Origin of the sequence: Sphaerisporangium sp. NPDC005289 (genome assembly GCF_040607455.1) — a bacterium.
Classification (GTDB): Bacteria; Actinomycetota; Actinomycetes; order Streptosporangiales; family Streptosporangiaceae; genus Sphaerisporangium; species Sphaerisporangium rhizosphaerae.
Genome location: NZ_JBEXGS010000024.1, coordinates 123,513 through 145,217, shown reverse-complemented (window position 1 = coordinate 145,217; position 21,705 = coordinate 123,513). Strand labels below are relative to the sequence as shown.

Genomic DNA, 21,705 nt, shown 5'->3' with positions numbered 1-21,705 from the left:
TCAGCGGGCCTTCACCTGGGTGCGGCGCTCGGCGCGTCCGGCGGCGGACGCGGCGGTCAGGTACCTGGTGAAGATGGCGAGCCGGCGCCGCCGGGGCACACGTACCCGCCCCGCCAGGACGTCGTATCCAGCCGCCTCGACCTCCTCCAGGATCCCGCCGTACAGCTCGTAGGCGGCGCGCACGCATGGCCGCGAGGACGGCACGAGCAGCTCGATGCCTTCCAGCGCTCGCCGGTAGTGGTCGCGCGCCCGGTCGGCCTCGTAGGCGATGAGGTCACGGACGGCCGGGGTCGTCCGGCGGGCGATCAGGTCCTGTTCCGAGACTCCGAACTTCTCCAGGTCCTCCAGAGGGAGGTAGATGCGTCCCCGGTCGAGGTCCTCGGCCACGTCGCGGATGAAGTTGGTGAGCTGGAAGGCGAGGCCGAGCTGACGGGCCGGCTCGCGCGCCCGTCCCACGGCGCCCGGCAGCGGTTCCAGGATGGGCAGCATCATCGTGCCGATGACCGCCGCCGAGCCGTCCATGTACCCGAGCAGCTCGTCGTAGGTGCCGTAGCGGTGGACGGTCAGGTCGGCGCGCATGGAGGCGAGGAAGGCGTCGATGTCGGCGAGGTCGATGTCGAAGCCGCGCACCGTGTGGGTGAACGCCGGCAGCACCGGGTCCGCGACGGTCTCCCCGGCGAGGCCGGCGACGAGCTGGGCGACGAGATCCTCCAGCGCCGTTCCGCGGTCGCCGGTCATGGCGAAGGAGTCGACGATCTCGTCGGCGTGGCGGGCGAAGCCGTACAGCGCGTGCACGTGGGGCCGCTTCCAGGCCGGGAGCAGCAGGGTGGCCAGGTAGTACGAGCGCCCGTAGGAGGCGTGCAGCCGCCGGCACCGTTCGTAGCTGGCCGTCAGCGTGGTGGCGCGCGAGGGCGCCGCGGGGTGGGATGTCATGGGGTGGACTCCAGGATGCGTTCCGCGGCCAGGCGGCCGGAGATGAGCACCGGCGGCACTCCGACTCCGGGCGCGGTGTACATGCCCGCGAAGTGCAGCCCGGGGACGCGGCGGGCCGCGCCGGCGGGCCGGAACCAGCCCGTCTGGGTGAACCGGTGGTCGAGGGCGAAGGGGGTGCCCGCCGTGTGCCCGCGCCTGCTCCACGCGGGCGGGTCGAGGACCAGGTGCGGAGCCGTCGACAGGTCGCCGTACCCGAGGGCGTCGAGCCGGCCGAGCATGCGGTGCAGGAGCCGGGGGGTGAGCCGTTCCCAGTCGCCGCCGCCGGTCAGGTTCGCGGTGGGCTCCAGCACGCTGAGGGTGGCGTGCCCTTCGGGCGCGGCGGCGTCGTCGCCGCTGGGGTAGGTGACCAGCAGGCTCGGGTCGGACTGCGGCCGGCCCGCCTCCAGGGCGTCGAACGTGGCGTCCCATTCGCGCCCGAAGTGCAGGGTGTGGTGGGCCTGGCCGGGCAGGCGCCGATCCAGGCCGAAGTGGGCGACCAGGCAGGACGGGGAGAACCGGGGACGCCGCAGCCGCCAGTCGTCGGCCGCCTCCGGCAGCAGCCCGCGGTGCGCCGCCGCCCGGTCGCAGGCGACGACGACGTGGCTCGCGGGGAGCCGTTCGCCGGTGTCGAGGCGGACGCCGGTCACCCCCGCGCCGTCGGCCTCCACGGCGGTGGCGCGGACGCCGTACCGCAGGTGGGCCCCGGCCTTGCCCGCGGCGCCGGCCATGGCGAGCGGGATGGCGCGCATACCGCCGTCGGCGGGGAAGTACACGCCGCCGACGGTGTCCATGTGGGCGATGACGGCGTAGATCCCGAGCGCGCGGCGCGGGGCCAGGCCGACGTACAGCGCCTGGAAGGTGTGGGCCCTGATGAGCCGGTCGTCGGTCAGGTGCCGGCGCACCAGGCCGTCCAGCGTACGGAACCCGCCGAGCGCGGCGAGCCTGGCCAGCGCGTACGGGCGGGCGAGCGCGCGCAGCCGCGTCATGTCCCGGTCGATGAACGCCGCCCACTCCAGGCGGAACATCTCCTCCAGCAGCCGCCGCAGGCGCCGGTACCGCACCGCCTCCTCGGGCCCGCACAGCAGCCGTACCTGCTCGGTCATGGCCTCGGCTCCGGCGACCACGTCCAGGCTGGAGCCGTCGTGGTAGGTGAGCCGGTAGAACGGGTCGAGCCGCCGCAGCGGCAGCCAGCCGTCCATACCCTGCCCGGCGGCGGCGAAGGTGCCGGCGAGCACACCGGGCATGGTGAGCACCGAGGGGCCGGTGTCGAACCGGTAGGGTCCGGCGGACTCGGTTCCGCAGCAGCCGCCGGGGTCGTCCTGGGCCTCCACGACGGTCACCTCGCGGCCCGCCCCGGCCAGGCGCATGGCCGCGGCGAGTCCGCCGAGCCCGGCTCCGATGACCACGACGGGGTGCCTCGCCCCCATCAGGCGTTCCTGGCCGTCGCCGCGTCGGCGAGTTCGAGCAGGGCGGCCGCGGCCTCGGCGGGCAGGTCCGCTCCGTCGATCGCCGCCCTCGCGGCGACCAGCAGGCCGGCGATGCGCGCCTCGACGGTGTCCAGCGCGCCGGTGGAGACGATCAGGTCGCGGGCGGCGGCGACGTCGTCCTGGTCGCGCACGTGGTCCAGGACGGCCGCGCCGCGCGCGCCGGCCCGTTCGCGGGCCACCGCCGTGAGGTAGGTGCGCTTGCCCTGCAGGAGGTCGATCGCGGCGGGCTTGCCGGTGGCCGCCGGGTCGCCGAACACGCCGAGCACGTCGTCGCGGAGCTGGAACGCCTCCCCCAGCGGCAGCGCGTACGCGCTCAGGGTCGGGCGCACGGCCGGGCCGCCCCCGGCGATGGCGCAGCCGAGGTGCAGGGGCCGCTCGACGGTGTACTTGCCGGACTTGTACCTGGCGATCAGGGTGGCCTCCTCGCGGCCGCCGGTTCCGCGGGCCGCGCCGGCCAGGTCCATGTACTGCCCGGCGATGATCTCGACGCGTAGCCGGGTGAAGATCTCCAGGGCCTCGCCCAGGCGCCGCCCGCTGTCGAGCAGCGCCGCGTCGGCCCAGGTGAAGGCCATCATGCCGAGCAGCACGGCGGTGGACTCGCCGAAGCGGCGGGGGTCGCCGGACCAGCCGAGCTCCCGGTGACGGGCGGCCAGCCCGGCGTGGGCCGTGGTCTGGCCGCGCCGGGTGCCGGCCTCGTCCATCACGTCGTCGAGCAGGAGCGCGCAGGCGTGCAGCAGTTCCACCGCGCAGGCCGCGGGAAGCACGACGTCCAGATCCGCGGGCGAGCCGCCCGCCGCGCGGTACCCCCAGTACACGAACGAGGGCCGCAGCCGCTTGCCGCCCCGCAGGACGAAGTCGGCCACATATCGCCGTACGGCCGCGCGCTCCTCGTCCCCGAGGAAGTCCAGCCGGCCCATCTCGCGTTCGAGCAGGTGGCCGAGGTGGCGGTCGATCAGCTCGCGGAGTTCGCTCTTCTCCCGGGCCAACGTCACCATGGGCACCGCTCCTTCGGCCATTGCAGGGATCATGGGCCTCATCAGTAAAGTTTTCGTGCCTCCTCGGCGGCGCGGTTGCACCCATGCCGGGCATGCTCTGCAAAGCGGGACAGAAGATGAACCTCCGCTGGTCAATGCGCCCTGGTTCGTGAGCCGGCCGTGGCCGAACCGCTGGGCGCGGTGCGGCGAGGCGGCTGGAGATGGACGACGACGGAGGGTGGGGCGGCCGGTGGGGCACGACGGCGCGGCGCAGGACGGCGACGGCGCGGCGCAGGACGGCGACGGCGCGGCGCAGGACGGCGGCGGCCCGCCGGCCGGGGACGAGCCCGGCTACGGCATCGGGGCCGTCGCACGGCGGCTCGGCGTGCCCGTCCCGACGCTGCGCACCTGGAACCTGCGGTACGGCATCGGTCCGAGCCGCCGCAGCCCGGGCGGGCACCGGCGCTACGACGAGGCGGACCTGCGCCGGCTGGAGGAGATGAACCGGCTCATCCACGCCGGGGTGGCTCCGGCGGACGCGGCGGGTCACGCCCTGCGCCACCGCCCGCCGCCCGGCCCGGTCGCCCCTGCGGCCGCGACCGCCGGGTCCGTGCCGTCACCGGAGCGCACCCCGGCCGGTGAAAGCGGCCACCCGGCGGCCGGTGCACCGGGCACGGCAGGCGGCGTGCCCGGCCGCACGGCGATCGGTGAACCCGGCCACGCGCGCGGCGAAGAAGCGAGGTCTCCTGCGACGCCGGGACGGCCGCCCTCGGCCGCGGCGCTCGCGCGGGCGGCGCTCGCGCTGGACGTGCGCACCGTGGACGGCCGGCTGGAGGCGGCGCTGCACGACCGGGGCGTCGCCTGGACCTGGGAACGGCTCGTGCGGCCGGCGTTCGCCGTCATCGTCGGCAGGCAGGAGGAGACGGGCGCGGGCGTGGAGGTGGAGCACATGTTCTCCGAGCGCCTGCTGGACGCGCTGGCCGCCCGCGCCCGCGAGGCCCCGGCTCCGGCGTACCCGCGGCCGGTGCTGCTCGCGTGCGCGGAGGAAGAGCAGCACAGCCTGCCGGTGTACGCGCTGGCGGCGGCGCTGGGCGAGCTGGCCGTCGAGACGCGGGTGCTGGGCCCCCGCACGCCGTACGCCGCGCTGGAGGCGGCGATGCGGCGGCTCGGGCCCTCGGTCGTCTTCGTCTGGTCGCACCGGCGGGAGACCGGCGACGCGGTGCCGCTCGCGGCGCTGCCCCGGCTACGGCCCGCGAGCCGTGTGGTGGTGGGCGGCCCCGGCTGGGCGGACGTCCTGCCGCCCGGGACGGCGCGCGTGTCCACCCTGCCGGAGGCGATCACGGCCGTCATGGGCCTTCTGCGCTGAGCCCATCTCTGCGGGCCGCGGTGGCGGCCGACGGTTGCGCCGGCATGCCGAAGGCGACTATGAATAGGTTTTGAGTAGCTTTCCGATGGCATGAGGGTGTTCATGAACGAGACCCTGGAGTACCGCCTGGCCGCGGGAGAGGAGACGGCGATCGGCGACTGCTATCGCACGCACGCCCCCGCCGTCCGGTCCTACCTGCGCAGATATGTGCCGCCCCAGGACGTCGAGGACGTCCTGCAGGTCGTCTTCACCGAGGCGTGGCGGTTCGGGCACCGCTTCGACCCTGCCCGCAGCCTCACGGCATGGCTGCTGGGCATCGCCTACAAGCGCGCCGTCGACCACCTGCGGGTACGCACGCTCACCACGGTGCCTCTGGAGGCCGTCACCGAGCCGACCGGCCACGACGGGCGCGATGACGGCGACGTGCTCGCCGACCGCGACCGCATCAGGCGGGCGCTCGCCGTCCTTCCCGACGCCCAGCGGCAGGCGATCGAGCTGGCCTACTACGGGGACCTGACCCAACGCGAGATCGCCGACCGGCTGCGCGTGCCGCTCGGCACCGTCAAGGCGCGCACGGCACGCGGCCTGCGCCGCCTGTCGCTGCTGCTCGCCCCCGCCGCCACCTGACCCGTCCGCCCGTCAAGGGCAGGACCGCCGGCGGCCAACGGCCAGGGGCGGGGGCCTCAGCCCGTCGGCCCCGCCGCCGCGGAGCCGGCGACCCGGACCAGCCAGCGAGGGCAGCGGCGGCGACCGCGAGCCTCAGCTCGCCGGCAGGGCGGCCAGCTGGGCCTCGAGGCGGGCGATGTCGGCGTCCGCCTGGGTGGCGCGGGCGCGGACCTTGGCGACCACGTCATCGGGCGCCTTGGACATGAACTGCTCGTTGGCGAGCTTCGCGGCGACCTGGGCCGCCTCCTTGCGCGCGGCGGCGAGATCCTTCTCCATGCGCCTGCGCTCGGCCGCGACGTCGATGGCGCCGGCGGTGTCGATCTCGATCGAGGCCGTGCCCACCGCGAGCCGCGCCGTCGGAGTGAACGACTCGGAGGGATCGTCCAGCCGCAGCAGGCTGCGGATCGCCGGCTCGTGCGCCGCGAGCGCCGTGCCGTCGAGCGTGAGCCTGGCCGCGACCCGCTGACCCGGCTTCAGGCCCTGGTCGGAACGGAACCGGCGGACCTCGGTGATGAGCTCCTGCAGGGCCAGGATCTCCTCCTCGGCCGCCTGGTCGCCGTACTCCCCGGCCACCGCCGGCCACGAGGCCGCCATGACGGACGGGCCGGAGGTCAGCGCCCGCCAGAGCTCCTCGGTGACGAACGGCACCAGCGGGTGCAGCAACCGCAGCAGGGCGTCGAACACGTGGCCCAGCACCAGGCGGGTGCGGTCGGCGACCTCACCGCCCGACGCGATCTGGATCTTCGCGAGCTCGACGTACCAGTCGCAGACCTCGTCCCACGCGAAGTGGTAGAGCTGGTCTGAGATCTTGGCGAACTCGAAGTCCTCGTAGGCGGCGTCCACCGCGCCGGTGACCGCCCGCAGCCGCGACAGGATCCACCGGTCGGCGACGGTCAGCTCGCCCGGCGCCGGCAGCGCCCCGGAGACGGTCGCGCCGTTCAGCAGCGCGAACCGGGTGGCGTTCCAGATCTTGTTGCAGAAGTTGCGCGAGCCCGCCGCCCAGTCTTCGCTGATGGCGACGTCCGAGCCGGGGCCGGCCCCGCGCAGCAGGGTGAAGCGCGTCGCGTCCGCGCCGTACCGGGAGATCCAGTCGAGCGGGTCGATGACGTTGCCGGAGGACTTGGACATCTTCTTGCCGTACTGGTCGCGCACGATGCCGTGCAGGGCCACCGTGCGGAACGGCGGCGTGCCGTCCATGGCGTACAGCCCGAACATCATCATGCGGGCGACCCAGAAGAACAGGATGTCGTAGCCGGTGACCAGCACCGTGGTCGGGTAGAACCGCTCGAGGTCGGCCGTGCGGTCGGGCCAGCCGAGGGTAGAGATCGGCCACAGGCCCGAGGAGAACCAGGTGTCGAGCACGTCGGAGTCTTGGACATAGCCGGCGGGAGCCTGCTCGTCGGGCCCCACGCACACGACCTGGCCCTCGGGGCCGTACCACACCGGGATGCGATGGCCCCACCACAGCTGACGCGAGATGCACCAGTCGTGCATGTCGTCGACCCAGTCGAAGTAGCGCTTGGCCAGCTCGGGCGGGTGAATGCGGGTGCGGCCGTCGCGGACGGCGTCCCCCGCGGCCTTGGCCAGCGGCTGGACGTTGACGAACCACTGCAGCGACAGCCGCGGCTCGACCACGGTCTTGCAGCGCGAGCAGTGGCCGACGGCGTGGACGTAGGGGCGCTTCTCGGCGACGATGCGGCCCTCGGCGCGCAGAGCCGCCACGACGGCGGGCCTGGCCTCGAACCGGTCGAGCCCCTGGAACGGGCCGTGCGCGGTGATGACGCCACGCTCGTCCATGACCGTGATGGACGGCAGCCCGTGCCGGCGGCCGATCTCGAAGTCGTTGGGGTCGTGCGCCGGGGTCACCTTGACGGCGCCGGTGCCGAAGGCGGGGTCGACGTGCTCGTCGGCCACGATCGGGATCATCCGCCCGGTCAGCGGCACCTCCACCTGCGTGCCCACCAGATGCGCGTAGCGCTCGTCGGCGGGATGGACGGCGACGGCGGTGTCCCCGAGCATCGTCTCGGCGCGGGTGGTGGCGACCACGATGGCCCCCTGCCCCTCGCCGTAGCGGATGGAGACCAGCTCGCCCTCGTCGTCGCCGTGGTCGACCTCGATGTCGGACAGCGCGGTGAGGCAGCGCGGGCACCAGTTGATGATGCGCTCGGCGCGGTAGATGAGCCCGTCGTCGTACAGCCGCTTGAAGATGGTCTGGACGGCGCGGGAGAGCCCTTCGTCCATGGTGAAGCGCTCGCGCGACCAGTCGACGCTGTCGCCGAGCTTCTTCATCTGGCCCAGGATGCGCCCGCCGGACTCCTCCTTCCACTGCCAGACGCGCTCGACGAACGCCTCGCGGCCGAGGTCGTGCCGGGAGAGGCCCTGCTTGGCCAGCTCGCGCTCGACGACGTTCTGGGTGGCGATGCCGGCGTGGTCCATGCCCGGCAGCCACAGCGCCTCGTGGCCGCGCATGCGGGCGCGCCTGCTCAGGGCGTCCTGGATGGAGTGGTCGAGGGCGTGGCCGATGTGCAGGACGCCGGTGACGTTGGGCGGCGGCAGCACGATGGTGTAAGGCTCTCGCCCGCTGCCTACGTCCGCCGTGAAGTACCCCTCGGCGACCCAGCGCTCGTAGCTCTGGGTCTCGACGTCGGCGGGCGCGTACTGGGTAGGCAGCTCAGGCGTTGTCACAGTCCCCAATTGTAGGGACGGCGGCGTGCCGTCCGTGTCGCAACGACCCGGCGCCCGTTATCGGGATTATGGTCACGGCCACCGAAAAGGCATCTTCGGCACGACTGAAAGTACGGTCTCGCTACGGTGCGTAACACGAGCGAGATGTTCGTCCGGTATCGCCCGCGCGCCGCACGACCTCCGCTGCCGCGCCCACCCGGCGGGAAAGCCGATCGCCGGCCCGAGGGCGGCCATGAACCCCGCGTGATGGCGGACGAACGGCGACGGGCGGAGCGGGGCGGAGAGACGGCGACGGGCGCCGCGGGGGCGGAGTCGGCGACGGGCGCCGCGGGGCGGCGGAGAGACGGCGACGGGCGCCGCGAGATCACGAGCGGTTCGATGGCCGCTCCGCGATCACGCGGCGCCCGTGCCGGAAAGGCGGGGCCGCCCGGTCAGGCGGATTTCTCCCTGGGAGTGCGCTGCTGCTTGGCGTTGAGCTGGTCGCGCGGCACCAGGGTCGGGTTGACGTGCTCCAGGACCGACTCGCGGGTGATGACGACGCGGGCGACGTCCTGGCGGGACGGCACCTCGTACATCACCGAGAGCAGGACCTCCTCCATGATCGCGCGCAGGCCGCGGGCGCCGGTGCCGCGCAGGATCGCCTGGTCGGCGATGGCCTCGAGCGCGTCGTCGGTGAACTCCAGCTCCACGTTGTCGAGCTCGAACAGCCGGCGGTACTGCTTGACCAGCGCGTTGCGCGGCTCGGTGAGGATCTGGATGAGCGCCTCGCGGTCGAGGTTGTGCACGCTGGTGATCACCGGAAGGCGGCCGACGAACTCGGGGATCATCCCGAACTTCAGCAGGTCCTCCGGCATGACGTCGGCGAAGATGTCCGAGGCGTCGATGTCGTCCTTGGAGTGGATGATCGCGTTGAAGCCGATGCCCTTCTTGCCGATGCGCGACTCGATGATCTTCTCGAGTCCGGCGAAGGCGCCACCGCAGATGAACAGCACGTTGGTGGTGTCGATCTGGATGAACTCCTGGTGCGGGTGCTTGCGGCCGCCCTGGGGGGGCACGCTCGCGGTGGTGCCCTCGAGGATCTTCAGCAGGGCCTGCTGCACGCCCTCGCCCGAGACGTCCCGGGTGATCGAGGGGTTCTCGCTCTTGCGGGCGATCTTGTCGACCTCGTCGATGTAGATGATGCCCGTCTCGGCCTTCTTGACGTCGTAGTCGGCCGCCTGGATCAGCTTCAGCAGGATGTTCTCGACATCCTCTCCGACGTACCCCGCCTCTGTGAGCGCCGTGGCGTCCGCGATGGCGAACGGGACGTTCAGCATCTTCGCCAGCGTCTGCGCCAGAAGGGTCTTGCCAGAGCCCGTGGGGCCGAGCAAGAGGATGTTGGACTTCGCCAGTTCCAGGCCGTCGTCTCGGCCGCGCTCGCCGGACTGCACCCGCTTGTAGTGGTTGTAGACCGCCACCGAGAGGGCCTTCTTCGCCTTGTCCTGGCCGATGACATAGGCGTCGAGGAACTCGTAGATCTCTCTCGGTTTGGGCAGGCTATCCCACTTGAGCTCGGAGGACTCGGAGAGCTCCTCCTCGATGATCTCGTTGCAGAGATCGATGCACTCATCGCAGATGTAGACGCCTGGTCCGGCGATGAGCTTCTTGACTTGCTTCTGGCTCTTCCCGCAGAACGAGCACTTCAGCAGGTCTCCGCCGTCGCCGATGCGTGCCACCCCAGATACTCCTTTGCGTGGGACCGCCTGCTCCGCGATCCGAATCTTGCGGACTCGGTCCGAAAAGTCATCCCGCTCAGGTTTCGACGTTACCGTCTTCTGGGCCCTCAGTGCGCCCCCTAGCGGTGAGTCGCACCGGAACGTGCCCAATTGGGCACCGTTCCGGTGCGATCCGCGTCCTCAGGAAGCAACGGCTTGAGCGCGCTTCTTCCGTGAGGGGATGATGTCGTCGATCAGGCCGTAGGCCTTGGCCTCGTCGGCGTTGAGGATCTTGTCGCGCTCGATGTCGCGGCGGACCTCGTCGGGCGCCTTGCCCGAGTGCCGGGCGACGATCGTCTCCAGGAGCGCGCGCATGCGCAGGATCTCGCGCGCCTGGATCTCGATGTCGCTTCCCTGGCCGCCACCCTCGGTGGAGGGCTGGTGGATCAGGACGCGGGCGTTCGGCAGGGCGAAGCGCTTGCCCGACGTGCCGCCGGCCAGCAGCACCGCCGCGGCCGAGGCCGCCTGGCCAAGGCACACGGTCTGGATCTCGGGCCGGACGAACTGCATGGTGTCGTAGATCGCGGTCATCGCGGTGAACGACCCGCCCGGCGAGTTGATGTAGATGCTGATGTCGCGATCGGGATCGAGCGACTCCAGCGTCAGCAACTGGGCCATCACGTCGTTGGCCGACGCGTCGTCGATCTGCACGCCGAGGAAGATGATGCGGTCCTCGAACAGCTTGTTGTAGGGGTTCATCTCCTTGACGCCGTACGTCGTGCGCTCGACGAACGAGGGGATGATGTAGCGGCCGTTGATGTCCCCCGGCCGGATCAGATCACTCACGAGTTGCCCCTTCAGGAGACGGCGCCCTCAGAGGGCACCTGCCGCGCGCTGCGCACGACGTTATCGATGAAGCCGTAGTCCCTGGCCTCCTCGGCGGTGAACCAGCGGTCGCGGTCGGAGTCCTTCTCGATCTGCTCCAGCGGCTGGCCGGTGTGGTGGGCGATGCGCTCGGCCAAGGTCTTCTTGACGTACAGCATCTGCTCGGCCTGGATCGCGATGTCGGCCGCGGTGCCGCCGATGCCGCCGGAGGGCTGGTGCATCATGATGCGGGCGTGCGGCAGCGCGTACCGCTTGCCCGTCGCGCCGGCGCACAGCAGGAACTGCCCCATCGAGGCGGCCAGACCCATGGCGACGGTGCAGACGTCGTTCGGCACGTACTCCATCATGTCGTAGATCGCCATGCCGGCCGTGACCGAACCACCAGGGGAGTTGATGTACAGCCAGATGTCGCGGTCGGGGTCGTCGGCGGCAAGGAGGAGCAGTTCAGCGCAGATGCGGTTGGCGACCTCGTCGTCCACCTGGGTGCCGAGCACCACGATGCGCTCACGCAGCAGACGGTTGTATAGCTGATCCTCAAGGCGGAACGAGCCGTTCTCACGGCCACGCGACTCCGGCCCAAAGCTCGTGGGCTGGTTAGAGGTCGGCGGGCTGGTCACAGCGTCACCTTCCGATGCGTCGTAATCGATGGGCTTTGCTTGTGACCTTAACGCGCGGCGCCGACCGGTCAGTCCCGGTCTCGACACTGTTCGCTGTCGGCGCAGGTACCGGGAGGTCAGTGGGAGCCCGAGGCGCGACGGCGAGCCTCCAGGTCGAGCTCGTGGATCAGGTGCCGCTGCGTCGCCGCGCTGATCTTGCCCTTGGAGTAGAGCTCGTCCAGTTTCTCCCGCTGGGCGTGGGCGAGTTGCCTGCGCAGCCCGCGGGTGCCGGAGTCGGGCGAGGTTCCGTCCTCGTCGTCGTCCTCATCGAGTATCGCACGCACCGTGTCCAGGCGCAGCTCCAGGAGCTGGCGGAACACGCCGGCGGTGTGCTCGTCCACCTCGCCCTCGGAGGCCAGGTGGTCGAGCCTGGACAGGGCCGCCTCCACGGTCGCCTGGCGGGCCTTGGCCTCCTCGATGACCGACTCCTGCGTCTCGCCGAGCCCGAAGCGCCGCAGCAGCGCGGCCAGCGTGGTCGCCTGGCCGATCAGCGTGGCCATGATGACCACGGCGGCCAGGAATATGAGCAGCGGCCGGTTGGGGACGGTGAGCGGGATCGACAGGGCGACGGCGAGGGTGATGGCCCCGCGCATCCCGGCCCATCCCATGACCAGCCGCTGCGCCCGCCCGATGCCGTCGAAGGACAGATGGCGGCCCGGCAGCCACTTGGCCAGCGGGAAGACCGCCATGGTCCACGCCAGGCGCGTCAGCACGACCACGGCGAGGACGACCAGCGCCGTGCCGGCGAGCGTGGCGAAGGAATAGTCCGTCACCCCGTCCAGCACCTGGCGGATCTCCAGCCCGAGCAGGACGAACAGGCTGGACTCCAGCAGCAGGACCAGCACCTCCCAGAAGGCGTCGCCGGTGAGCCTGGAGGAGGGCTGGAGCAGGCCGTGGGCCCGTACGCCGAGGTAGAAGCCGGTGGTGATGGTGGCGAGCACCCCCGAGAAGCCGAAGTGCTCGGCGGGGAGGTAGGCGACGAACGGGGTGATCAGCGACACGACGATCTGCGCGCCGTTGTCCGTGATCCGGCCGCGCAGCCGGGCCACGACCCAGCCGAGGACCAGGCCGTACAGCACGCCGCCCGCCACGATGCGCACCAGCATCAGGCCGCCCTCCGAGAGGGTGACCGGCTCGGTGATCGCGGTGAGGGCGAGGCCGAACAGGGTGAGGGCCACGGCGTCGTTGACCAGGCTCTCCCCCTCCAGGATGGTCACCAGGCGGCGGGGGGCGCCCAGGCGCTTCATGACCGAGGTCGCCGCCACGGGGTCGGTGGGTGCGACCGCGGCGCCGAGCGCCAGCGCCACCGGCCAGCCGATCTGCGGCACGGCGAGGCGCACGGCGGCCATGACGGCCAGGGCGGTCACGCAGGTGAGGCCGAAGGCCATCACCGAGATGGGAACGGCGTCCTCCTTGGTCTCGCGCGGGGCGGTCAGGAAGGCCGCGCGGTAGACCAGGGGCGGCAGGTAGAGGGTGAGGATGACGTCGGGCGGCACGGCCGCCTTCCCCATGCCCGGCACGAAGCTCGCGGCCAGCCCGAGCAGGACGAGCGGGATCGCCGCGGGGATGCCGAAGCCGCGTCCGAGCCCCCGCCCCACGAGCATGATCACCGCGATGACCACGGCGACGATGACGTGGCCCTCAACCATTGGCGTCCCCGCGTACCCGTTTCACAGGTCTGAGTTGCCCGAGATCCGTCGATAATCACCCCAAGGTGCGCTTAAGGTGTGCGCATCCTGCATATGCCGGTGAATGCGAACGTGCATCCTCACGCCGCGGCGACCCGCCGGGACGGCGACGCTCACCACGCGGCGGCCCGCAGGGACGGCGGCGCTCACGCCGTGACGGCCCACGAGACGGCGATGCCCCCGCCGCGAGGACGCGGCGGGGGCATCGTGGAGTTTCGCGCGGCGCCGCCGGCCGTGGGCCGGCGGACGCCGGGGTCACTCGGCCGGCTGGGCGGCGGCCGCGGTGGCGCCCTCGGCGTCCTCCTGGCCCTCGTTCAGCTCGGCGTAGATGGCCTTGAGGTCGACCTCGTTGCCGGCCTCGTCGGTCACCTTGACGGCGTCGCCGATGACGGTCTTGGCCTTGTCGCGGACGATCTCGACCATGGCCAGCGTGAGCTGGTCGTTGTCGGCCAGGTGCTGGGCCAGGGTGTTCGGGGCGACGCCGAGCTGCATCGCGCGGCGGACCACGAAGTTGGTCAGCTCCTCCTCGCTCACCCCGATGTCCTCGGACTTGACGATCTTGTCGAGCAGGAAGCCCGTCTTGATCGCCTTCGCCGAGTTCTCCTCGAACTCGGCGAAGCGCTCGTCCTCGGTGGTCTGGTAGAGCCGGAAGAACGCCTCGCGGCTGAGGCCGCTCTCGGCGATCTGGTGCTCGAGGTTGTGCTTGCGGGCGTCCAGCTCGGCCTTGAGCGCGCTGTCGGGCAGCGGGATGTCGATCTGGTCGAGCACGGCGGCCACGGCGTTCTCGCGGGCCTGCACGACCTGGTCGACCAGCTTGTTGCGGCGGGCCTGGGCGCGCAGGCTCTCGCGCAGCTCCTCCAGCGTGTCGAACTCGCTGGCGAGGCCGGCGAACTCGTCGTCGAGCTCAGGGAGGACCTTCTCCTTGACGCTCTTGATCGTGATGGTGACCTCGGCCTCCTCGCCGGCGTTCTCGCCGCCGACGAGGGTCGTGGTGAAGGACTTCTCGTCGCCCGCGGACATGCCGACCAGCGCGTCGTCCAGGCCCTGCAGCACCGAGCCCGCGCCCACCTCGTAGGAGACGTCGGAGGCCTGCTGCTCCTCGATGTTCTTGCCGTCGATGGTGGCCGAGAGGTCCATCACGACGTAGTCGCCGTTGCCCGCGGCGCGTTCGACGCCGGTGAGCGTGGCGAAGCGCTGGCGCAGGGCGTCGATCTGGGTGTCGATGTCCTCGTCGGAGACCTCGGCCGAGGGGACGGTGACCTCGAGGCCCTCGTAGTCGGGGACGTCGAAGGCGGGGCGGACGTCCACCTCGGCGGTGAACTCCACCTCCTTGCCGTCGTCGATCTTGGTGACCTCGATCTCCGGCTGGCTGACCGGGAAGACGTCGCTCTCGTCCACGGCCTGGCCGTACAGCTTCGGCAGGGCCTCGTTGAGGGTCTCCTCCAGAACCACCGCGCGGCCGAAGCGCTGCTCGATGATGCGGGCGGGAACCTTGCCGGGGCGGAAGCCGGGGACGCGCACCTGCTGCGCGACCTTCTTGTACGCCGCCTGCATGCTCGTCTCGAGCTCCTCGAACGGCACCTCGACGGTGAGCTTCACCCGGGTCGGGCTGAGCTCCTCGACAGCGGTCTTCACGGGGTGGTCTCCTTGGTCAAGCTTCTGGTGATCGCGGGCGGCGTCATGCCGTACGGCGACCCGCGACATGCTCGCGCGCCGCGCCCACATGGGCGGCTCAGTGCACGGGCCAACCGGCACAACCATGTCTGGGCGTGCTCAATCGTGGCGGGTGTCCAGCGCCGCTTGCCAGTCTAGGGCAGACGAGCACCTTCGGCGTCACCGACAGGCGTCAGAATCTCTCAGAGATGATCTTTTGGAGAATGTCGACCGTGGCCTCGGGGGTGGTGCTGACGGCGCACAACCGCTCCATGACCTCGCTGTAACGGTCCACTTCGTCTCGTTTGTCCAGGTACAGCGCGCTGGCGAGCTGCTCGACGTATACCACGTCGGGAAGCTCATTGTCTTCGAAGCGGAGCACGCTGAACGCCCCGCCCTCGGCGCTGTGACCGCCGTAGCTGAACGGCATGACCTGAATCGTGATGTTCGGCTGGCGCATGAGCTCGAGCAGGTGCTGCAACTGGCCCCGCATGACGTCCGCGCCGCCGATCGGCCGCCGCAGCGCCGCCTCGTCGATCACCGCCCAGAACACCGGGCCGTTGACCCGGTCGAGCACGCGCTGGCGCTCCATGCGCAGGTCGACGCGCCGCGCGATCTCGGCCGCCCCGACGCCCGTCGCGCCCGCCCTGATGACGGCGCGGGCGTACTCCTTGGTCTGCAGCAGGCCGGGGACGAACTGCACCTCGTAGGTGCGGATGCGGGACGCCGCCTCCTCCAGGCCGACGTAGGCCTGGAACCACGAGGGCAGCAGGTCGTTGAAGCGGTGCCACCAGCCGGGCTCGTTGGCCCTCTGCAGCAGCTCCATCACCGTCGAGCGCGCCTCGCCGTCCTCGACGCCGTAATAGGCGAGCAGGTCGGACACATCGCGTTCCTTGAACCCGACCCGGCCGAGCTCCATCCGGCTGATCTTGGATTCGGAACCGCGGATCAGATGTCCGGCCTCCTCTCGCGAAATGCCTTTCTGTTCGCGAAGCCGGCGGAGCTGGGACCCCAGCAGGATGCGGAGAGCCGTAGGACCGGATCCGGGCTGGAACTGCGTCATTCGGCCTCCTTCTCTTCTCGGGCCAGCCCACACAGTGTCACCACTTCCGGCTCTCGTGACAAGGTCTGGGCCGCGCGTCGGGCGCGCCGGTCGCATCAGTGCGACGGCGGGGTGACATCACGGACGGTTCTTGCGCCTGCACGGCGCAGGTGCACGTGCATTTGGGTCTTGCACCAAGCCGAATACTGACCCATGATGGCCTAGTGCATATTGGGCTTAAGGTGCACTAACCCCTATAACGGCACTGGCTGCGGAGACACAATGACGGTGGGAGGTATCAGCAGGATGCTGGAGCCCCTATCCGCGGCTCATTGCCTGGAAGCAACGCCTGAAGTGGGATTTCGGCGCATATTACGTGCCGGTCGACATGAAGACCGCACCACCTGCCCGCTCCGCCCCCAGGCCGATTCCGTGAAAACGGCCCGCGACGTGACCCGCAGGACCTTGAGCGGCTGGGGTTGCCCCCAGATCGGCGACGACGCGACCCTCGTGGTGTCGGAACTGGTCACCAACGCCGTGCGCTATGCCTGCCACACCGCCCGCCGCTATGAGGACCACCCGATCACGCTGCTGCTCCTGCGAATGTCGCAGCACGTGCTGCTGGCGGTCTCCGACCCCAGCGATGAGGCGCCGACCCGCAGGCAACCCGACTTCGTCTCCGAGCACGGACGAGGCCTCTACATCGTCGACACCTACAGCAAGGCGTGGGGCTGGGAGTCGCTGGAAGAGGGTGGCAAGGCCGTCTGGGCCCTGTTTCGCGCGGAGCGCTGACCAGCGGTCAGCACGTTGCCCACAGGGTTTCGGTCCACTCGCGAACCGGCGGGCCTTCGCCGGACCCGCCGGGCGGACCCGTCCCGCGCTTCGCGCGCCGGCAGGAAGAACGCCGCCGATCGCACCGGCGGCACGATGAACCTTTCACGCCCGCTAGAGCGTCGTCCCCGCGTCCCCGCCGCCGACGGCCGGGCCCGGCGTCGCCGTCGCATCGGCGCCGCCCGGCGCCGGGCACGTCGGGGTGACCGGATTTGAACCGATGATCTCCTGCACCCAAAGCAGGCGCGCTACCAAGCTGCGCTACACCCCGGAGCATCGGGCCGCTCGCGCACTCGCAATCTCCGGTACGCTTACGTCCTGACGACCGGGAGAAGTCTAGACCAGACGGCGACCGGCTCGCGCGGACGTAGCTCAATGGTAGAGCCCCAGTCTTCCAAACTGGCTACGCGGGTTCGATTCCCGTCGTCCGCTCTCAGCACGAAGGCCCAGGCAGGAGGCACGTTCTCCGCCCGGGCCTTTCCCATTTCCACCACCGACTTCGAGCCGTCTTATTTTTCGGCCGCTCCTGCTTTTTCTCCTCCGGCGGGGCCGGAGCGCGCGGCCCCTGCCCCCCCGGGACACGACCGGGGAAGATCTTGGTAGTGACCGTGTCGGTGGTGCGGGGCTTGGGCAGGGGAAGGCCATGGCTGCCGATATCGAAGAGTTCGACGTCGTCGTCCTGGGGCTCGGACCGGGAGGCGAACAGGTCGCGGGACGCCTCGCGGAGGCCGGTCTGGCCGTCGCCGGCGTCGAGTCCCGCCTGGTGGGCGGGGAATGCCCCTACTGGGCGTGCGTGCCGACCAAGATGATGGTGCGCGCCGCCGATCTGCTGGCCGAGGGCGGACGCATCCCGTCCATGGCGGGCGAGGCGACGGTCGTGCCCGACTGGGCGCCCGTGGCCCGGCGCATCCGCGAGGAGGCCACCGACAACTGGGACGACAAGGTCGCCGCCGACCGCTTCCACGACCAGGGCGGCACGCTGGTACGGGGCCGCGGCAAGATCACGGCCCCCGGCGAGGTCACGGTGGACGGCTCACGGGTGCTGCGCGCCCGCCGCGGCATCGTCGTCGCCACCGGCTCGCAGCCGGCCGTGCCGCCGATCGCCGGGCTGGCCGGCACTCCGTACTGGACCAACCGCGAGGCGACCGAGGCCGAACGGGCGCCCGAGTCGATCATCGTGCTCGGCGGCGGCGCCGTCGGCGTGGAGTTCGGCCAGGTGCTGCGCCGCTTCGGCGCCGAGGTGACCGTCCTGGAGGCGGCCGGCGGCCTGCTGCCGTCCGAGGAGCCGGAGGCCGGCGAGCTGCTCGCCGAGGTCTTCGCCAAGGAGGGCATCACGGTACGCACGGACGCCAAGGTCACCCGGGTCGACCACCATGGCTCCGCCTTCACCGTGATGACCGAGGACGGCAGCCACCGCGCCGAGCGGCTGCTGGTGGCCACCGGGCGGCGTTGCGACCTGGCCGCCATCGGCGTGGGCGCCGTCGGCCTGGAGGAGTCGGCGCAGGTGATCAAGGTGGACGACCGCATGAGGGCCACCGAGGGGGTGTGGGCGGTCGGAGACGTTACGGGCGAGGGCGCGTTCACCCACGTGGCGGTGTACCAGGCGCGCGTCGCCCTGGCCGACATCCTGGGCGAGCACGGCCCGGCGGCGGACTACCGCGCGGCGCCGAGGGTGACCTTCACCGACCCCGAGGTGGGCGCGGTGGGCCTGACCGAACGGCAGGCCCGCGAGCTGGGCCTCGCCGTGCGCACGGCGGCCACGCCCGTCGCCTCCTCGGCGCGCGGGTGGATCCACCGCGGCGTGGGGCTGGTCAAGCTCGTCGCCGACGAGGACGCGCTGGTCGGCGCGACGGTGGCGGGGCCGTGCGGCGGTGAGGTGCTGGGCCTGCTGACGCTGGCCGTGCATGAACGCACGCCGCTCGACCGGCTCACGAGCATGATCTACGCCTACCCGACCTTCCACCGGGCGGTGGAGGACACCCTGAGCCTTCTGCGATAACGTCCCGCGACCGCGACCGCGCCCGCCGCCCCGGCGTCCCGTCCGTCCTCGCCCCTGACGGGGGGTCCGCGGCCGGGTTAACGTCGGTTGGACGACGCGGGAGGGACATGATGACGATGGACATCCGCGAGGCCTATCGCAGGGCCCTGGACGCCTTCGGCGCGCACGTTCACCAGGTCAGGGCCGATCAGTGGCGGCTGCCCACGGCCTGCGCCGGCTGGGACGTCCACGGCATGGTCGACCATCTGGTGGGCGAGAGCCTGCTGGCGCCGCAGCTGCTCGCGGGGCGGCAGGCCGCGGAGGCCGGCGAGCTGACCGAGGGCGACCTGCTCGGCGACGACCCGGTGAAGGCGTTCGACGTGGCGGCGGCCGCGGCGATGCGCGCCATGGAGCCGGCCGACGTCCTCACGCGGACGGTGCGCCTGTCGTTCGGCGACGTCTCCGGGGCGGAGTACATCGCCGAGCTGTTCGCCGACACCCTCATCCACACCTGGGACCTCGCCAGGGCGATCGGCGGTGACGAGCGGCTGGACCCCGAGCTCGTCGAGGTGTGCGCCGAGTGGTTCGCCGGAGCGGAGGAGGGCTACCGGCAGGCCGGGGTGATCGCCGAGCGCCCGCCGCTGCCGGAGGACACCGACCCGCAGACCCGCCTGCTGGCCGCTTGGGGCCGCGGCGGCTGACGCGCGGGCCGAGGGAGCGCGGTACTCTCGGCCCCGTCGCGCGTCACCGCCCCCGGCACCCGGCCGGGAGACGACGCGGGGTCACCTCCGGCATGCCCGCACGGCCGACGCGGTGGCGAGGTGACGGCCGGCGTGGGGAGGGTCAGCGGGAGACGGGCCGCTTGCCGTGGTTGGCCTTCCTCTTCTTGCGGGCCCGGCTCTTGCGCGCGCGTCTCGCCATCTCGGCCTCCCCATCGGTACGGGTCGTGCTCCCCACCATGCATCCGCGCCCGAACCGGTACAAGGCCCAAACGCCAAAGAAAGCCCCCCAGAGCCGCCACCCGGGACCGTCCACCCGCCCCACCATCGCCCCTCACGTTCCAACAAGATGCAGGTCAGATTATGTAGTATTTTGATGGAACTTGGTGGAGAGGTGAGGCGATGCTGGCTCAGCAACGGCAGCAGGCGATCCTCGAGCGCGTCCGCAGGAGCGGCGCGGTACGGGTCGCCGACCTGGTGCGCGAGCTCGGGGTGTCGGACATGACGATCCGCCGCGACCTTGAGGCGCTGGCCGAGCGCGGGCTGGTCGACAAGGTGCACGGCGGCGCCACCGCCACCGGCGCGGGGTCCACCGAGGAGCCGGGCTTCGCGGCCAAGTCGGTGCGCCAGCAGGCCGAGAAGGAGGCGATCGCCCGCCGCGCCGCCGAGCTGGTGCGCCCGGGCAGCGCGGTCGCGCTGTCGGCCGGCACGACCACCTGGACCCTGGCCCATCACCTGGCCGACGTCCCCCACCTCACGGTCATCACCAACTCCGTCCAGGTCGCCGACGTCTTCCACCGGGCCGGGCGCGCCGACCAGACCGTCGTGCTCACCGGAGGGGTGCGCACGCCGTCGGACGCGCTGGTGGGGCCGGTCGCCGTGGCGGCCATCCGCGCGCTCAACGTCGACACGCTGATGCTCGGCGTGCACGGCATGAACCCCAGGGCGGGCTTCACCACCCCCAACATCCTTGAGGCCGAGACCGACCGCGAACTGGTCGCGGCGGCGCAGCGGCTGGTCGTGCTGGCCGACCACACCAAGTGGGGCACCGTCGGCATCAGCACGATCGCCAAGCTGGACGAGGCGCACGTCGTGATCAGCGACACCGGCCTGCCGGAGGAGGCCAGATCGGCGCTGTCCGAGCAGGCCGGCACGCTGCTGCTGGCCGACCCTGCGGGGACGGCGCCATCGACCGAGCCGGCGCGCGACGCCGGCGGGTCCGGACGCGCGAACCGCGCTCCGGGAACAGAACGGGCGGCCCGGGCCGCCGACACGACAGGACAGGCGGCTCAGCCGGCCGCCGGACAGGAGGTGGCCCGGTGAAGCGGACCGTCACCCAGCTCGCCGATGGGCGAGAGCTCATCTACTTCGACCACGACGAGAGCGCCGACCGCGGCGCCGCCGACACCCGCGAGCTGCCCCCGCGCCCCGCGGCCTCGGAGCTGCGGTACGACCCGGTGATGGACGAGTGGATCGCCATCGCCGGGCACCGCCAGGGCCGCACGTTCCTGCCCCCCACCGACGAATGCCCCCTGTGCCCCTCCCGGCCGGGCCACGCGACCGAGATCCCCGCCGCCGACTACGACGTCGCGGTGTTCGAGAACCGTTTCCCGTCCTTCAGCTTCAACCTGGGCCACTACGAGGACGTGGGCGGCCTGAGCGAGGTGCGGCCCGGCGTCGGCCGGTGCGAGGTGGTGTGCTTCACCTCCCGGCACGACTCCTCCTTCTCCCGGCTGTCTCCCGAGCAGGTCGATCTGGTGCTGGTGGCGCTCGCCGACCGCACCGACCACCTCTCGCGGCTGGACGGCGTGGAGCAGGTGTTCCCGTTCGAGAACCGCGGCGCCGAGATCGGCATCACGCTGGCGCACCCGCACGGCCAGATCTACGCCTATCCGTACGTGACGCCTCGCACGCGGCAGATGCTGGCCTCGGCGGCCCGCTACCGCGAGCGCACGGGCGGCGACCTGTTCGCGGACGTGCTGGCCGCCGAGCGCAAGGCCGAGACGCGCGTGGTCGCCTCCAACGAGCACTGGACGGCGTTCGTCCCCGCGGCGGCGCGGTGGCCGTTCGAGGTGCACGTCTACCTCAACCGCAGGGCGGCCGACCTTCGCGAGCTGGACGCCGAGGAGCGCGCGGCCTTCGGCCCGCTCTACACCGACGTGCTGCGGCGGCTGGACGGGCTGTTCGGGGTCACCATGCCCTACGTCGCGGCCTGGCACCAGGCGCCCGTGCGCACCGGGCGCGACCTCGCCTACCTGCACCTGCAGCTGTTCAGCATCCGGCGGGCGGCGCAGAAGCTGAAGTACCTGGCCGGGTCGGAGTCGGCGATGGGCGCGTTCGTCAACGACGTGCTGCCCGAGGAGGCCGCCCGGATGCTGCGCGAGCAGCCGTGACCGCGCCCGCCCTGGA

At 71.7% G+C, this 21,705-nt stretch carries 17 protein-coding genes and 2 tRNA genes; 8 read left to right on the top strand and 11 right to left on the bottom strand.

Annotated features, from left to right (window positions below; genetic code table 11):
• The 3 genes from ABZT47_RS32475 to ABZT47_RS32465 are packed head-to-tail and all read right to left on the bottom strand — an operon-like array spanning position 1 to position 3,454.
• A complete protein-coding gene (locus ABZT47_RS32475) occupies positions 1-933 on the bottom strand; it encodes a phytoene/squalene synthase family protein (protein ID WP_354850714.1) in 933 nt (310 codons plus the stop codon).
• The gene (gene crtI / locus ABZT47_RS32470) at positions 930-2,399 is read right to left on the bottom strand and encodes a phytoene desaturase family protein (protein WP_354850711.1); all 1,470 of its coding nucleotides are present in this window, start codon (positions 2,397-2,399) and stop codon (positions 930-932) included. The genes ABZT47_RS32475 and crtI overlap by 4 nt, the downstream gene beginning before the upstream one ends.
• Positions 2,399-3,454, bottom strand: a complete 1,056-nt coding sequence (locus ABZT47_RS32465) for a polyprenyl synthetase family protein (RefSeq protein WP_354850709.1) — start codon at positions 3,452-3,454, stop codon at positions 2,399-2,401. The genes crtI and ABZT47_RS32465 overlap by 1 nt, the downstream gene beginning before the upstream one ends.
• Positions 3,455-3,683: 229 nt before the next feature.
• On the opposite strand from ABZT47_RS32465, the gene ABZT47_RS32460 reads away from it, so the two are divergent.
• Positions 3,684-4,799: a MerR family transcriptional regulator gene (locus ABZT47_RS32460; protein WP_354850706.1), complete on the top strand. Its 1,116-nt coding sequence runs from the start codon at positions 3,684-3,686 to the stop codon at positions 4,797-4,799.
• Between the two features lie 102 nt (positions 4,800-4,901).
• Positions 4,902-5,426 carry a sigma-70 family RNA polymerase sigma factor gene (locus ABZT47_RS32455; protein WP_354850703.1) on the top strand — a complete coding sequence of 175 codons (525 nt, stop codon included), beginning with the start codon at positions 4,902-4,904 and terminating at the stop codon, positions 5,424-5,426.
• A gap of 132 nt (positions 5,427-5,558) precedes the next feature.
• On the opposite strand, the gene ABZT47_RS32450 is transcribed toward ABZT47_RS32455, so the two are convergent.
• The 7 genes from ABZT47_RS32450 to ABZT47_RS32420 all read right to left on the bottom strand — a co-directional run bounded on the left by ABZT47_RS32450 (position 5,559) and on the right by ABZT47_RS32420 (position 15,789).
• Complete coding sequence (locus ABZT47_RS32450; RefSeq protein WP_354850700.1) at positions 5,559-8,150, bottom strand: valine--tRNA ligase; 2,592 nt, start codon at positions 8,148-8,150, stop codon at positions 5,559-5,561.
• 431 nt (positions 8,151-8,581) lie between these two features.
• Complete coding sequence (clpX, locus tag ABZT47_RS32445; RefSeq protein ID WP_354850697.1) at positions 8,582-9,865, bottom strand: ATP-dependent Clp protease ATP-binding subunit ClpX; 1,284 nt, start codon at positions 9,863-9,865, stop codon at positions 8,582-8,584.
• Positions 9,866-10,045: 180 nt separating this feature from the next.
• Positions 10,046-10,690, bottom strand: coding sequence for an ATP-dependent Clp protease proteolytic subunit (locus ABZT47_RS32440; protein WP_354850693.1), 645 nt, complete (start codon positions 10,688-10,690; stop codon positions 10,046-10,048).
• Between the two features lie 11 nt (positions 10,691-10,701).
• Entirely contained in the window at positions 10,702-11,346 is a 645-nt protein-coding gene (locus ABZT47_RS32435; protein ID WP_354850690.1) for an ATP-dependent Clp protease proteolytic subunit, read from the bottom strand.
• A gap of 116 nt (positions 11,347-11,462) precedes the next feature.
• Complete coding sequence (locus ABZT47_RS32430; RefSeq protein WP_354850687.1) at positions 11,463-13,034, bottom strand: Na+/H+ antiporter; 1,572 nt, start codon at positions 13,032-13,034, stop codon at positions 11,463-11,465.
• Between the two features lie 294 nt (positions 13,035-13,328).
• On the bottom strand, positions 13,329-14,708 hold the full coding sequence (tig, locus tag ABZT47_RS32425) for a trigger factor (RefSeq protein WP_354850684.1): 1,380 nt from the start codon (positions 14,706-14,708) through the stop codon (positions 13,329-13,331).
• A gap of 211 nt (positions 14,709-14,919) precedes the next feature.
• Positions 14,920-15,789, bottom strand: a complete 870-nt coding sequence (locus ABZT47_RS32420) for a helix-turn-helix transcriptional regulator (protein WP_354850681.1) — start codon at positions 15,787-15,789, stop codon at positions 14,920-14,922.
• A 261-nt stretch (positions 15,790-16,050) separates the two neighbouring features.
• Between ABZT47_RS32420 and ABZT47_RS32415 the strand changes: the two genes are divergently transcribed.
• Positions 16,051-16,560, top strand: a complete 510-nt coding sequence (locus ABZT47_RS32415; protein WP_354850678.1) for an ATP-binding protein — start codon at positions 16,051-16,053, stop codon at positions 16,558-16,560.
• Between the two features lie 236 nt (positions 16,561-16,796).
• Here the strand turns inward: ABZT47_RS32415 and ABZT47_RS32410 are convergent.
• A tRNA-Pro gene (locus ABZT47_RS32410) sits at positions 16,797-16,870 on the bottom strand.
• A gap of 90 nt (positions 16,871-16,960) precedes the next feature.
• Here ABZT47_RS32410 and ABZT47_RS32405 point away from each other — a divergent pair.
• The 5 genes from ABZT47_RS32405 to galT all read left to right on the top strand — a co-directional run bounded on the left by ABZT47_RS32405 (position 16,961) and on the right by galT (position 21,689).
• Positions 16,961-17,031: transfer RNA gene (locus ABZT47_RS32405), tRNA-Gly, on the top strand.
• Positions 17,032-17,242: 211 nt separating this feature from the next.
• Positions 17,243-18,598 (top strand): NAD(P)/FAD-dependent oxidoreductase, encoded by a 1,356-nt coding sequence (locus tag ABZT47_RS32400; protein ID WP_354850675.1) that lies wholly within the window; start codon positions 17,243-17,245, stop codon positions 18,596-18,598.
• A 110-nt stretch (positions 18,599-18,708) separates the two neighbouring features.
• Positions 18,709-19,278 (top strand): TIGR03086 family metal-binding protein, encoded by a 570-nt coding sequence (locus ABZT47_RS32395; protein WP_354850672.1) that lies wholly within the window; start codon positions 18,709-18,711, stop codon positions 19,276-19,278.
• 420 nt (positions 19,279-19,698) lie between these two features.
• Positions 19,699-20,619, top strand: coding sequence for a DeoR/GlpR family DNA-binding transcription regulator (locus tag ABZT47_RS32390; protein WP_354850669.1), 921 nt, complete (start codon positions 19,699-19,701; stop codon positions 20,617-20,619).
• Entirely contained in the window at positions 20,616-21,689 is a 1,074-nt protein-coding gene (galT, locus tag ABZT47_RS32385; RefSeq protein WP_354850666.1) for a galactose-1-phosphate uridylyltransferase, read from the top strand. Before ABZT47_RS32390 ends, galT begins: the two co-directional genes overlap by 4 nt.
• Positions 21,690-21,705: the final 16 nt, after the last annotated feature.

Bases quoted from the DNA above. Each gene is read 5' to 3' on its own strand.
- ABZT47_RS32475 (WP_354850714.1), bottom strand. From the start codon at position 933: ATGACATCCCACCCCGCGGCGCCCTCGCGCGCCACCACGCTGACGGCC.
- crtI (WP_354850711.1), bottom strand. From the start codon at position 2,399: ATGGGGGCGAGGCACCCCGTCGTGGTCATCGGAGCCGGGCTCGGCGGA.
- ABZT47_RS32465 (WP_354850709.1), bottom strand. From the start codon at position 3,454: ATGGTGACGTTGGCCCGGGAGAAGAGCGAACTCCGCGAGCTGATCGAC.
- ABZT47_RS32455 (WP_354850703.1), top strand. From the start codon at position 4,902: ATGAACGAGACCCTGGAGTACCGCCTGGCCGCGGGAGAGGAGACGGCG.
- ABZT47_RS32430 (WP_354850687.1), bottom strand. From the start codon at position 13,034: ATGGTTGAGGGCCACGTCATCGTCGCCGTGGTCATCGCGGTGATCATG.
- ABZT47_RS32420 (WP_354850681.1), bottom strand. From the start codon at position 15,789: ATGACGCAGTTCCAGCCCGGATCCGGTCCTACGGCTCTCCGCATCCTG.
- ABZT47_RS32415 (WP_354850678.1), top strand. From the start codon at position 16,051: ATGACGGTGGGAGGTATCAGCAGGATGCTGGAGCCCCTATCCGCGGCT.
- ABZT47_RS32400 (WP_354850675.1), top strand. From the start codon at position 17,243: ATGGCTGCCGATATCGAAGAGTTCGACGTCGTCGTCCTGGGGCTCGGA.
- ABZT47_RS32395 (WP_354850672.1), top strand. From the start codon at position 18,709: ATGACGATGGACATCCGCGAGGCCTATCGCAGGGCCCTGGACGCCTTC.
- ABZT47_RS32390 (WP_354850669.1), top strand. From the start codon at position 19,699: ATGCTGGCTCAGCAACGGCAGCAGGCGATCCTCGAGCGCGTCCGCAGG.